Genomic DNA, 12,936 nt, shown 5'->3' with positions numbered 1-12,936 from the left:
CGTAGGTCATAACTGTAAGGGTTTGCCATAGGAATGCACAAATCAATCACTTCTCTATATATCCTACGTCCTAACTGAGATGGCGACTGCTATACCCCTCTTCTGTCACTCTCCGGCGTTAGCAAGTAGTAACTAAGTGAAATTATCCAGAAGCATAACAGGGTTTAAATTGATTCATTTCACTAATTAATTGATTGAATCCCAGCAATAAATTAGAATTTGGGAAAATATGTATCCAGGGATAAATCAACCAAAATAATAAGAGTGGTTGGGCAATGAGACGCAGATTATTTAAAGTATTCTTCCATCCGCATTCATGGTTCCATTGTTGATGATTAGAAAAATCTACAGAACTATTTTCTTGTACCTCAGTTTCAATTTGACGAGATTTATTTAAGCCTAACAAGGCTGGAGAATTTAAACTAATCATTGTGTAAACACAAAAAATAATTTCCCACCATCTCTCAATATGTTGAAAATTGGTGAAGCGATAATCTGTCCAACCTAGTTCCTGTTTACACTGTCGGAAACCATATTCTACCCAGGTTCTTAATCCATATAAATCTCCTAAAATTTTATTGAGATTACCTTGAAGATTTGTCATCACAAAAGAAGTAGAATTCTCTGGCATAGTTTCTGGGTCAGTAGTTATTTCCCAGTAAGTTATGGCTCTTTTTTTACCATAAACTATTTCTCTAATGTATCTAGTTTCTGATTTTTCATTGCTAAAGGTTCTGTTAAATTTACACCATTTATTCGCCCTAACGCTCTGCCCTGCTGGAAGCCAGACTCCATGATTACTTCTTATTGCTACGACATAATCTAATTTATATTCAGCTAGTTTTCTAATAAACTGGCTACTTTCACCATATAAGCTATCTGCTAGTACTAATTTAATATTGAAGCCTGATTCAATTAATTCAGTAATAATTTTTGATGCCAAATCTATTTTAGTTTTATATTTATCCTCTGCTTTTAGTGTCCCTTTCGGTTTGAATACTTTTACAATTAAAGGAAATGTTATATTCGAGTAAACTCCATAGGCATTGACTGAAACTATACCATTATCCACTTTCCCTACACTTCCTAGATATTGTCTTGCTACATAATCAGTCTTTTTACCTTTTTTTCTATCTCCTGTTTCATCTATTACTACTGTAATCGCATTTCCATCTAGTACTTTTTTGAGTTTATTTAATCTTCGTTGTTTTAATTTATCTAATGACCAATCTGAATTGGCTATAAAATGATGTAATGATTGTGCAGAGTTTATACTTACAACTTTCGCTATCTCCGGCAATGATTTTCTTTTAATTTGTGACATTATTCCCAGATGTAAATATTTGAAGCATTCATAATTTCTTACTTCTTTAAACAGGTCTTTATACTCTGCACAATATTCATCTATGGTAGCAACTGTTGGGTGAGCATCTCTTGCCAAATGTTTCAAGATTTGTAATTCTACATCCATTGCCCTACTTACCTTTCAGGGTTTTATTTTTTTATTCTTTTATTCAGAATACCCGGAAAGTGACAGAAGAGGGATAGTTGTTAACAACAGATTGCCAAGTATCCTTTAACTTAAGCTCAATAGGCTCACGAAACATTTGGGGATAAAACGACCCTAAAATTCCATCAATGTATCTAATATCAAAGATTTCTTCATTTTTGGAAGTAATGATAACACAAGGAAAATAGCTTAGTAAACTTTTTATCTTTTTAAAGATATTTTTTTCACATACGTCCCAGCTTTCCTCCACATAAATTGTGTATAAATTAGGATCTATTTCTTTAAAAGAATAAATATCTGTTATTTCCATATTCAACTAAACTCTATTAATTTTCAGAAAACACACCAGTGAATAACTTATTTTTGAGCAGATTTTTCACTCTCATTTGTTGACCCCTCAAGAGTTGACCAATGCATTGTGTCAATTATTTTATCAAGCCTACGCCATAATAAGAATACACTAAGACAAATTATAAGAGATATAACAGGGTAGAAAAATATTGTACTATGGATATTACATTGATTATTACATTTTATACATAATATACAATATACGTAAGAACAGCTAATTAGCACTGAGAAAATAGCTATTATAGAAAAAGTTAATGGTAGTACTAATAGCCTTCTTACATATTTATCTTCAATCAACATAAATTTTTGAAGCTGTACTATTTTATTGAGGATTTCTGGAGGAAGATGAGGATTATAATCCCATTGGCGAATACCACTTTCCCAGAATAAGAGATGTTCTCCAAACAGCGTATTAATGTTATCTTCAATAGCAACAATATATCTTGAAATTCTAGCTATCTAAATAAATTCAAGGTAATACTGAATAATGGCAAACGCACATATAAGGGGTATAATTATTGCTGTTGCCATCATGATAAATTCATCTCCATTATTATTTGTTTTATTTACCAATATATTAGTTATCGCAGCCAGATTTACACCAATGATTGCAAAGCTAAAGTTTGTAATATTGTTAAGTATGGATTGTTTATTAATAATTTCAGTACGAAGAGTTCTGTACTCTTCTAACATAAATTTTGTATATTCAATCTTTTTTTGAAATTCACGCTCTTCCATGAGAACTACTCCTGATAACAGCTCTTACTAATTTATCCTTTAATTCCTATCAAAATTATCAAGATCACAACCTAAAAGCTGATTCGTAAAGAAAATCTTAAGGATACCCAATTCATTACTGGGCATGACTTTCAGAGAACAAACGCTCTTATGGCTTAAATTCCTGAAACCCTTACCAGACAAAGACTTTACTCTAGTTTACAAATTAGCTCTAAGATACTTCAGTATACTTCTACATGGATAAGATTTAAGAACTATTAGCTCGGAATCGATGCAGCAGAGTGGCTCATGTTTACGACGGGCTGCACCTACGCGCTTGGGTTTTCCTTTAAGAATTAAGTGGGGAGCGATGTCTGCGACAGCCTATTCGGCGTCGCTTAGTTTCCTCTCTTGATTGAGGATAAACATAATCAAATTACTGCCACTTTACCTAATGCTGTCTCCAAACGGTTGGTAAATTCTGAGGAGCGATCGCCGTTTTCCTCTGGTGCGATCGCCATCGCTACTGATACCGTTGGCGAATTCCCCAAACAGCTAAACTGAACCGATTAGTTCAGCGATAAAACGATTGAGAGCCTTCTGAGCAGTTTTATACCCAGAAGCTTGCGTACCCAACTTCAGTTTAGACAAAACACGGTCACGTAAAATTTCAAGTTCTCTTACCGTTGGCAACCCAATAGAATGTTTTAGGCTTGCACTATCAGATGTCTGATGCAAATCTCTCTGCCGTGTGATACTCGGTTGAGGTTCGTTTAACCCTGGAGTGGGGGCTAATATAATTGATTCTTTCCGTGTAATACAAGGGCTGGCGTTATGCCTAACAATGTGTTCTAAATAGTCAGCACGGGTTAAGCCTAAACATTCAGAGGCAATACCAATAGCCTTCCAAGTATCATCTGTTAGTCGCAAAGAGCGTACTTCACGATAATCATCATTCTTAAGCGCAAACTTCCCTTGAATATCCCGTTTGAACATAAACTCAACCGTGTATTACACCGTAAGTTTAACTTGAAATGACCAGGTTTACCGCGTAATATACGGAGAAAGCCTCAAATTCTATTAATGTTTGAGCAACAAGCAATCACGGATATTTTTTAGCACGCAGTAGAGTCTGCCAGTCTCGCAAAGTGTGAGGAGCGAGTTTTAGCCCGTGGTAGATTCTCCAACCAAGCGAAAACTCGACTTAAATTGATAGCGGCAGCCGTTAGGATATGCTGTAGGTGAGTTTTAGCTAGCCCAATATAACGGCAATCGCGCATTTCAAAGGCGCGGATTCCTTGAGAAATAGTTCCTTCAATGCCTGAGCGCAGTGCATACTGTTGTTGAAACTGTTCAGTTTTTTGTCGCTCTCTAGCTTTCTGGAGGGCAACGATAAAGCATATTTCCAATCAATTCTTGCTCGTACTAAAGAAGCTGCTTGTCTATCAGATAGGTTTTCTAAGAATTGCATTATCAGTACCATCGCTAATCGCCAAGGTGCTTGTGCTGACTGCCCCCTCGGAGGATATACAGACTATTGTCTTCATCCTGAAACAAGATTCCAAGTTCGTCGCGCAGACGCATATAGAGATTACCTTTTGGAAATGCGGCCTTGGCTACACGAACCGTTTCATTAGGAATAAGAGGAATTTTTTCGGGATGTAAACACATATACTGCCTCCCAAGGTATTTCTTCTAGTTTATTGATAATTGAGGCAGCTAACTTATTTTTTTTCTTTCGTGTAATACATGGAAAGGTAGGTTCATCCTATCCATGTATTACACGGTAAAATCAGCGTTTTATGTTAAGTAATGTTTCGCCAACGGTATCCCACCGTAGGTGATCGCCTCAACAAATGGGAACTCTGGTAATAGTTGCGTTTCTCACCGTCATGAAATTCTTAAGCTTCTTCAAACCCAAGCCAGCCCAGCCAACAATTCATAGCTACGGGCAACAAGCCTGCGGTGTCCCTCAAGAGCAAATTCAATCGCTGATGGAATGGCTGTTTGCTAGCTTAATGGCGGCTGGGTATAACGGAAAATCGCACATTATTTGGTACGACAGCGATAACTCAGACTCCAACCTAGAGCAGAAAATTAAAAAAGTTGTGCGCTTTGGTGAGCCAATCTTTTTATATCGTTGCGGTGGTAGGGTGTCGTCTCTGCCTACTGGGTATTACTGGCGGATGATGGACGAATACCCATCAATGCGGATTTATCAGTTAGAGGTTAAGGATGGAGCGTAGTTTACCGCACAACTCTTGGAGACGCTCTTGCTAGCTTGCTTCCACGTTCGCGGAGCGTCCCGTAGGGAAGTGGTACGACAGGCTCAGTGACCACCGCAGGCATCGCCCTCATCAAATTCTTAGAGGAAAAACCAAACAGCGATCGCCCCTCTAGAATTCTTAGAGTCAAAATTGCCTTTGGTGCGATCGCCTAAAACAGATAAAAACTAGGGAGCTATTTTGGTATAAAAATCTTCATCGGCACGCCCAAAGGCAGGACGCTGCATCAAGCCATTGATATATTCAGTCAGGGGGTCATCATCTAAGAGCATTCCTAGCTTTTTAGCCCACAGCAAAACTCCTCCAGTGACAATATCAGCAGTTGTTAGTCTATTTGCTACTAAATAATTCTTGCCAACCAATACTTCCCTCAGAGGTTGAGCAACTCGGTCAAACCATTGTCGAGATTCTTGCCTTGAAGTTTCCGACCTGACAAAATCCGGCAGTAGTTTTTCTGGTAGATTTGGCAGCGCATTAAACATATAATGCTCAACAGGTGGCTTTAGGGTAACTGCGGCATAAAAAAGCCATTGCTGGTAATAGGCACGTTCAGGACTATCTAGCGGTGGAGCAAACCCCATTTCTATATATTTGTCTGCAAGATAAGTACAAATAGCAGCAGACTCAAAAATTGTTACTTCCCCGTCTACCAAAACTGGTACTTTACCATGTGGGTGCAGTTCTTTATATTCTGATTGTTTTGTCATGGTCATATTGACTCGAACTAAATCATAAGCAATTCCCATTTCTTCCAACAGCCACCGGGGGCGTACTGCTCTTGTTGTGGGAATGTAATATAGCTTCATCGCTCCTCCATCAGCCAATATCTACTATTAAGAGTGCATAATGTTCTTCCAACTCAAAAACATTAGCGAAATTTGAAATTTATGTTTGATATCGTCAATTTTTACAATTATCTATGTCATTTTGAAATCTTTATTAGTTTTTATTAGTAAATAAGATGCGTTCGCCCTGGGGAGTAGGGAGTGGTGTAGTTCAATTACTTGAAAAGCGCTGTAAGAAACACTCTTTTATGGCTGAAGTAGTTCGTCTCGATGGGTATGCGCCCACTCGCACATTGCCTCAACAATCGGCATTAAACTTTCACCTAAAGGCGTTAATGAGTAGTCTACGCGGGGTGGCACTTGAGCAAAAACCTCTCGGTTAACAAGTCCGTCTTGCTCCATTTGTCTTAGTTGCTGGGTTAATACACGACGGGAAATACCTGTAATTGCTTGAGAAAGCTGGGAAGATCGCTTCACTCCCGGTGCCAGATGCCACAGGATTATAATTTTCCAGCGTCCCTCGATGAACTCTAGTGTCAGTTCCGCAGGACAAGTGGGTTCAGGGCGGTTCATAGTATATACGTCTGTTTTAGTTCCTATGTTACTTTTTTGTCCCTACTTTAATAAAACGAATATACATGCTACTTGTGGATAGAGCAAAATAATTTAAATTAATAGCAGTTTTTACTAATACATCCAAAGTGAATCATGGTTGCTCTCATTCGTTGGAGACAATTGCATTGGGCAGAGTATGCAGCAGAACTTTTAGGAACCGCCTTGCTGGTTTTTGTAGGTTTGAGTGCTGTCGTTTTCAACTTTAGTGCAGGCTTGCCAATAGAACAATGGATTCCCGATCACAGTTCTCGTCTACTATTGACCGGGTTGATGTTTGCAGGTACGGGATCGTTGATTGCTATCTCACCGTTAGGCAAACTCAGCGGGGCGCACATTAATCCTGCTTTGTCACTTGCTTTTTGGGTACGTGGAAAAATGCACTGTATAGACTTTGTAGGATATGTCTTTGGGCAGTTTCTTGGTGCGATTTTAGGAGCCACAGTTTTAATTGGTGTTTGGAAAGAATACGCTACCAACGTTAAAAACGGCATGACGTTACCAAGCGATACTTATTCCCTTGGGGTTGTCTTCTTTGCGGAAGTTAGCATGACCTTCTTGCTTGTTTTCGCCATTTTTCTTTTCCTCAGTCAGCATCGGCTGCTACGGTGGACACCTTTAATGACATGGCTGTTGGTGGCAACAATGGTTTGGCTAGAATCACCCATTTCTGGTACGAGTCTCAATCCTGCCCGCAGCTTTGGCCCTGCATTCGTTAGCGGTAATTGGCAGGATCAATGGATTTATGGCATTGCCCCTTCATTAGGCTCCTTACTTGCAGTAGGAGCCTTTAATTTTTTAAAGGTGATTGGGGCACACAAGCAAGATATTTTGACCTGCAAGCTGTTTCATGTACCTTACTACCGAAGCATTTTCAAGAACGTCAGCGCACCTTGCCGCAGAGAATCTCATTCATAAATTCAAGCAATTTTCAACTGTAAAAGGAGAACTCGATGAAACTTGATAGAAAAGTGGCGTTGGTAACGGGCAGTAGTCAAGGGATCGGACAAGCGATCGCTATCCGCCTAGCTCAAGATGGAGCTAGTGTAGTGATTAACTACCGCTCTCATCCAGAAGGGGCGCAGGAGACATTAAAGCAAGTGCAGGCCGCTGGCGGCAAATGTCACATGGCGCAATCTGATCTAGGAGCAACAATTCAAGCTGATTTAGGACAAGTTAGTGAAGTTCAACGATTAATTAGTGAAAGTGTTGAACACTTCGGCCAAGTAGATATTCTCGTGAACAATGCTGGACTGGAAAAACGAGCAGACTTTTGGGACGTGAGTGAAGAAGACTACGACAAGGTAACAGATGTCAATTTGAAAGGTGTGTTCTTTGCTGCTCAAGCTTTTGTGAAGCATCTCAAGCAAACAAACCGTCCTGGCAAAATTATTAACATTAGCTCAGTTCACGAAGAACTGCCATTTCCCCATTTCACTGCATATTGCGTTAGCAAAGGCGGTGTCAAAATGATGATGCGAAATCTGGCAGTGGAGTTAGGCCCTTTGGGAATCACAATTAATAACGTTGCTCCAGGGGCGATCGCAACTCCAATTAATAAAGATTTACTCGAAGACAAAGAAAAACTCAACGCTGTGGTAAAAAATATTCCGCTAGGACGCTTAGGTAAACCAGAGGATGTCTCAAACTTAGTGGCATTCTTAGCTTCATCTGATGCCGATTACATTACAGGTTCCACCTTTTATGTTGATGGGGGTTTGCTGTGGAACTATCAGGAACAATAAGCCTGTGAAAACTGACAAGCTGAGAATTAATCAACTTTCACCCCAGAATTACGAATGGTATCTTGCGTATTTACAAGCTATAGATACCAATTTAGTAACTTCCGTCAGATTTTATACAGATACAACAGAACTGTTTTCGTAATCCCCGCGTTTTAAGAAAGCAGGGGAGGCAGGGGAAAATAACTACTAACTACTGACAACTGACATTAATTAGGAGAAACAGCATGGCAGGTAAACTGAATGGCAAGGTAGCAGTGATTACAGGTGCATCTTCGGGAATTGGTGAAGCAACCGCGATCGCTCTTGCAGCCGAGGGAGCTAAAATTGTGCTTGCGGCTCGACGAGTGGAAAAACTGGAGGCGTTAGCCAAGCAAATTACGGATGGGAGTGGACAAGCACTGCCAATTGCCGCTGATGTTACAGATGATGCTCAAATTCGAGAACTGGTGGAAAAAACCCAGTCTCACTTTGGCGGTATAGACATTTTGATCAATAATGCTGGAGTAATGTTGGTTGGGCCAGTTGAAGGTGCAGATATCAGTGATTGGCAACGCATGATTGATATTGATTTGCTGGGTTTGATGAAAACAACCCATGCTGTTCTGCCAATACTGAAGGCACAAGGCGGCGGACATATTGTCAATATTGCCTCAGTCGCTGGTCGCATTCCAATTCCTAACTATGCAGTTTACAATGCGGTTAAGTTTGGAGTAGTTGCCTTTAGCGAAGCCCTCCGCAAAGAAGTGATTAAAGATAAAATTCGCATCACTGTGATTGAACCAGGAGCTGTGGCAACGGAGTTAGCCAGTCAAATTTCTAACCCAGAAGCACGGCAGCAGGTGGATGCGTTCTATAATTCTGTCGAGCCGTTGCAAAAAGAAGACATTGCAGCTGCGATCGCTTACGCTGTCACCCAACCTGCTCATGTTAGCGTCAACGAAATTTTGATTCGTCCCAGCAATCAGGAAATGTAATGAGGCAGGGGGGCAGGGGAGCAGGGAAAATTAGAGACTCATTCATGAGTATCAAAGACTCGTTCACGAGTATCAAAGACTCATTCATGAGTATCAAAGACTCATTCACGAGTATCAAAAACTCGTTGGCGAGTATTAAAGACTCATTCACAAGTATCAAAGACTCGTTGGCGAGATTTGGTTATTTACTGATGAATTAGGAAACTCAATCTTATGAAAATTGGCATTATTGGCTCAGGCAATATGGGCAGGTCAGTGGGAATTCTTTGGGCAGAACGGGGACATGAGGTATTCTTTGGTTCCCGTGAGGCAGCGAAAGCACAAGCTAACGCACAACTTGCAGGACACGGTGCAAAGGGTGGGACAAACGATGAAGCGGCAGCGTTTGCAGACGTAATTTTTTATGGCGTGCGGGAGCTACCTTCTAAGGTTTTTTCTTCAACCGATGTGCTGGCAAACAAAATACTGATTGATTGTAATAATTCACCCACTCCTGAAGATTTTGCGTTTGAACCGATTGTAGAATCAATTGCTGAAAAGTTTGCCGTTGATGTACCTAATGCCCATATAGTCAAAGCCTTTAACACCTTTCCTCGAGAAGTGTTTGAACTAAGTCCAGACCCACTTAAGCAATATCAGGTTTCGTGCTTTGTATGCAGCGATAACGAGCAAGCAAAGCAGACGGTGATGAGCTTAATAACAGATATCGGCTTCAACCCTGTCGATTGTGGCGAATTGCGTCGTGCGCGCATGGTTGAAGGTTTGGGCGACTTTATCCGATTTATGATTGGTGGTAAAGAACTTGGCTTTTATGCAACAATTTCAATTCATCAACTTCCAGAAGGCAAGGAACAACGCTTGGGCGGACGTAAACCAGGATACGCTTGAAGCGACTAAAAAAGCCTGTTGATAGTAATTCATTCAAAGAGCGTAAATTAAAAGAAATATGACAGCGGAAGAACAACGGTTACAACAAGACCGAGAACGCAAAGCTTACTGGCGACGCTGGGGATCGTACCTGAGTGAGCGGCAATGGGGCACTGTGCGCGAAGACTACAGCCCCGATGGTTCAGCTTGGGACTACTTTCCCCATGACCATGCAAGATCCCGTGCTTATCGTTGGGGCGAAGATGGCATTGCCGGAATTTCTGACAATCATCAGCGATTGTGTTTTGCGATCGCTCTCTGGAACGAGCAAGACCCGATCCTCAAAGAGCGGATGTTATCCACAACCGCACTGATGCGGTGAATCCGAACCGCATGGGTACGAAATTTGCTGCTGACTACAAATTGATGATTCCACTCGGTGCAACGCAAACCGTCCGCTTGGGGCTGGCAGATTCGTCTAATATTGCCGATCCATTTGGCGATGAGTTCGAGCAAATTTTAAGCGATCGCATCAAAGAAGCTGACGAATTCTATCAGCGGATTACGCCGTTTCAACTATCCGATGACGAGCGGATCGTACAGCGGCAGGCGTTTGCCGGAATGCTGTGGAGTAAACAGTTTTACCTGTACGTAATTGAGGATTGGCTCAAAGGCGACCCTGTGACTCCGACTCCCCCCGATTCGCGTCGGAGTGTTCGCAACACAGATTGGGTACATCTGTATGTTGATAAAGTGCGATGCAAAAGGCGGAACCAAAAGCGACCATCGCAATCATGATGTGCAATTTTCTCTGCCACTTTAACTCAAATTAATGCTGCCACCGACTTGGGCTGCTCCCTCTGGTGCTGGTGGGTGGTAAGTCATAGACTGTAACCCCAAACGACCAGGGCCAATAAAACGGTTGAGAGTGAATGAGATACCGCCAAGCATTACTCCAATTACTCCGAAGATGCCGCCACTAGATTGCAGCGCCGTTACTGTCTCCATCTTCACTGATGAATCTTTCCATAACCATGCTCCTGGCTCTACATCCAGTATTTCCCCAGGAGCAAGGTACTTTTCAAAGACATTACCGTAACCGTGGATTAAAAGCAGCCCTCCCTGTTGCTGACCAATGAAGCGATCAATAAATAAACCACCACTGCGACTAAAAAAAAGGTTTGCCAGCCCTCGCTGAAAAAAGAAACTGTACTCAATATTACTGGTAGCGAGTAAAAACTGATGTTCGCGCACGTCCACTGTCTGTCCACGCTCTAATTGCAGCACCACAATCTGTCCTGGAGCCTCACGAGAGAAAGCAATATTCCCTGGCCCATGTGCTTCACTGATAAAAATTTGCAGTCCGGCAAAGAAACGCTTGGCTGTCCCTTTTAAACCTTTGATGCCGAGGCGAACATGAGGATGTTTCCACAGTAAAATATGATGCTCAAAGTAAATCGATTGCTGTTGCCCTAGATGGACATCAACTACAGGCACTATTTCTCCTTCGATTCTCAAGGTCAAGTCACCAGAATGAAAGAAATGTTTCGGATTTTTTAATTCAGGTATCGGTTCACTACTGAAGTCTGGCATAGTCTTTACTTTTCGATGGTTGTTTCATAAATCATTTTCTCCCAAACTCCAATTGTTTTACGCGGATATGAGTTTGACCTCGACTACACAGCACGGGTGCATTGGGATTGTCAAAATTCCGAGTGTGGCTTTCTGGATGATACTGTGTAGAGCGATGCCTACGGCGGTAAACTACGCTGTTTTTCCTCTAAAAAAAAAAATTCTTGTGAGCGATGGAACAGCGGCGGTAAACTACGCCCTCTTGCTCAAGTTTCCTCTAAGAAAATGAGCAACGGCGAATAGCCCGTCGTAGACATCGCTTTTCACTTTACAATCAGTTTATTGCTATCAAAATTGATATCAAATGGCTGATCACAAGACCCCACCAAGCGAAATGATTCGCGTCCCTACTGCCTTAATTCCAACAGTCAGAGAACTATCCAAACTGCACAGAGAGGGACATACAATTGCCTTGCTGCAAGGCTTAGAAGAATTGATATCCAAGTTTGATAGCAATATTGATATCGATGTTGCCCCAAGCAGTAAATTAGTTTTGCAGCTAGAGGAGAAGCTAGAAACCAAACTAGAGGCTATCTCTGGGCAGTTGGAAAAATTGTCACGGGCAATGGCTTCTGGTAGATACAGCAACACCAGACCTCGAAGACAAGCGCACCCGTACCAACAAACACAAGTTGAACTTCAGCCCAGGACAAACGAAAGTTTAGCCCAAAGACTTGCTGTAAGTCCCCAAAGTCTGATTGTAGAAAGGGAAAAATTAAGCGTCAAAGAATTTATCAGTTGGTCGCGTAACCGTGACCCTATGAGCGTGGGGTGGGGATGGGATGCTAGAACTGAACTTTACCATCCAGTAAAATAATTCGCCTACCTTACCCGCTCTAAAATTGGCAACTGTGCAGCTGCGCGGCGCTTCCTTTCCTCTCCCCGGTGGTCATACCGTGCGGTTGTGGCCGGGTTGGAGTGACCAAGCATCATCTGCACAGTGGCAATGTCTACACCAGCAGCTAATAAATCCGATGCGAATGTGCGCCGCATATCATGAGGCGAGAATGACTCTATACCAGCTTCTTCACCCCGTTTCTGCAAAATGAATAATACCGCCTGGGGTGTGAGTCGCTGTATTACTACTCGACCAGATTTATTAACCTGACACAGCAAAGGGCCAGCTGCATTGGTTCTAATTTCAATCCAATCATTAACAACAGCGATCGCCCCTGGGGATAAATAAACAGTCCGGTCAATTCTCCCCTTACCAGATCGTATTTTAATTTCTCCATCATTAAAGTCTTTTAAATCCAGCTTCACCACCTCAGCCCGTCGCAAGCCAGCACCGCGAAGGATGGCGATTAATGCACTGTCCCTAAATCCGGCGGGGGTGCGATCGCTAAAACAAACCGTCATCAACGGGGCGTGAGTATCAATGGAACAGAAAACCGGGATAAGAAAATAAACTCAAATCGATTGGTAAAATCTTTGCCATGTATATACATAGCCGGAAAC

14 protein-coding genes and 3 pseudogenes are annotated in these 12,936 nt (G+C 41.7%); 7 read left to right on the top strand and 10 right to left on the bottom strand.

Annotated elements, in window-relative coordinates:
- Nucleotides 1-142: 142 nt before the first annotated feature.
- The 6 genes and pseudogenes from V7K21_RS10090 to V7K21_RS10065 all read right to left on the bottom strand — a co-directional run.
- Nucleotides 143-1,471: an IS701 family transposase gene (locus tag V7K21_RS10090; RefSeq protein ID WP_335173784.1), complete on the bottom strand. Its 1,329-nt coding sequence runs from the start codon at nt 1,469-1,471 to the stop codon at nt 143-145.
- A gap of 43 nt (nt 1,472-1,514) precedes the next feature.
- Nucleotides 1,515-1,820: a hypothetical protein gene (locus V7K21_RS10085; RefSeq protein ID WP_335173782.1), complete on the bottom strand. Its 306-nt coding sequence runs from the start codon at nt 1,818-1,820 to the stop codon at nt 1,515-1,517.
- A gap of 500 nt (nt 1,821-2,320) precedes the next feature.
- On the bottom strand, nt 2,321-2,599 hold the full coding sequence (locus tag V7K21_RS10080) for a hypothetical protein (RefSeq protein WP_335173780.1): 279 nt from the start codon (nt 2,597-2,599) through the stop codon (nt 2,321-2,323).
- Between the two features lie 534 nt (nt 2,600-3,133).
- Nucleotides 3,134-3,574, bottom strand: coding sequence for a hypothetical protein (locus V7K21_RS10075; protein ID WP_335173778.1), 441 nt, complete (start codon nt 3,572-3,574; stop codon nt 3,134-3,136).
- Between the two features lie 119 nt (nt 3,575-3,693).
- Nucleotides 3,694-3,966 (bottom strand): annotated as a pseudogene (locus tag V7K21_RS10070) (transposase); the annotation flags it as partial.
- Nucleotides 3,963-4,249, bottom strand: a pseudogene (locus V7K21_RS10065) (transposase); the annotation flags it as partial. The pseudogenes V7K21_RS10065 and V7K21_RS10070, both read right to left, overlap by 4 nt.
- 221 nt (nt 4,250-4,470) lie before the next feature.
- Here V7K21_RS10065 and V7K21_RS10060 point away from each other — a divergent pair.
- The gene (locus tag V7K21_RS10060; RefSeq protein ID WP_335173774.1) at nt 4,471-4,824 is read left to right on the top strand and encodes a hypothetical protein; all 354 of its coding nucleotides are present in this window, start codon (nt 4,471-4,473) and stop codon (nt 4,822-4,824) included.
- 206 nt (nt 4,825-5,030) lie between these two features.
- Here the strand turns inward: V7K21_RS10060 and V7K21_RS10055 are convergent, their stop codons facing one another.
- On the bottom strand, nt 5,031-5,669 hold the full coding sequence (locus tag V7K21_RS10055) for a glutathione S-transferase family protein (protein WP_335173772.1): 639 nt from the start codon (nt 5,667-5,669) through the stop codon (nt 5,031-5,033).
- Between the two features lie 225 nt (nt 5,670-5,894).
- Entirely contained in the window at nt 5,895-6,221 is a 327-nt protein-coding gene (locus V7K21_RS10050; protein ID WP_335173771.1) for a winged helix-turn-helix transcriptional regulator, read from the bottom strand.
- Between the two features lie 135 nt (nt 6,222-6,356).
- Here V7K21_RS10050 and V7K21_RS10045 point away from each other — a divergent pair, with 135 nt between their 5' ends.
- The 5 genes and pseudogenes from V7K21_RS10045 to V7K21_RS10025 all read left to right on the top strand — a co-directional run.
- Nucleotides 6,357-7,178, top strand: a complete 822-nt coding sequence (locus V7K21_RS10045) for an MIP/aquaporin family protein (RefSeq protein WP_335173769.1) — start codon at nt 6,357-6,359, stop codon at nt 7,176-7,178.
- A 35-nt stretch (nt 7,179-7,213) separates the two neighbouring features.
- On the top strand, nt 7,214-8,005 hold the full coding sequence (locus tag V7K21_RS10040) for a glucose 1-dehydrogenase (protein WP_335173767.1): 792 nt from the start codon (nt 7,214-7,216) through the stop codon (nt 8,003-8,005).
- Between the two features lie 224 nt (nt 8,006-8,229).
- Entirely contained in the window at nt 8,230-8,979 is a 750-nt protein-coding gene (locus tag V7K21_RS10035; protein WP_335173765.1) for an SDR family NAD(P)-dependent oxidoreductase, read from the top strand.
- Nucleotides 8,980-9,192: 213 nt separating this feature from the next.
- Nucleotides 9,193-9,867 (top strand): NADPH-dependent F420 reductase, encoded by a 675-nt coding sequence (locus tag V7K21_RS10030; protein ID WP_335173763.1) that lies wholly within the window; start codon nt 9,193-9,195, stop codon nt 9,865-9,867.
- 58 nt (nt 9,868-9,925) lie between these two features.
- Nucleotides 9,926-10,602 (top strand): annotated as a pseudogene (locus V7K21_RS10025) (hypothetical protein); the annotation flags it as partial.
- 63 nt (nt 10,603-10,665) lie between these two features.
- Here the strand turns inward: V7K21_RS10025 and V7K21_RS10020 are convergent.
- Nucleotides 10,666-11,439 carry an AIM24 family protein gene (locus V7K21_RS10020; RefSeq protein ID WP_335173761.1) on the bottom strand — a complete coding sequence of 258 codons (774 nt, stop codon included), beginning with the start codon at nt 11,437-11,439 and terminating at the stop codon, nt 10,666-10,668.
- 343 nt (nt 11,440-11,782) lie between these two features.
- On the opposite strand from V7K21_RS10020, the gene V7K21_RS10015 reads away from it, so the two are divergent.
- On the top strand, nt 11,783-12,295 hold the full coding sequence (locus V7K21_RS10015; protein WP_335173759.1) for a hypothetical protein: 513 nt from the start codon (nt 11,783-11,785) through the stop codon (nt 12,293-12,295).
- A gap of 5 nt (nt 12,296-12,300) precedes the next feature.
- On the opposite strand, the gene V7K21_RS10010 is transcribed toward V7K21_RS10015, so the two are convergent.
- Nucleotides 12,301-12,837 (bottom strand): tyrosine-type recombinase/integrase, encoded by a 537-nt coding sequence (locus V7K21_RS10010; protein ID WP_335173786.1) that lies wholly within the window; start codon nt 12,835-12,837, stop codon nt 12,301-12,303.
- Nucleotides 12,838-12,936: the final 99 nt, after the last annotated feature.

Source organism: Nostoc sp. (genome assembly GCF_036919595.1).
Classification (GTDB): Bacteria; Cyanobacteriota; Cyanobacteriia; order Cyanobacteriales; family Nostocaceae; genus Nostoc.
The sequence above is the reverse complement of the archived record's forward strand: the minus strand, read 5'-3'. Positions and strand labels throughout refer to the sequence as shown.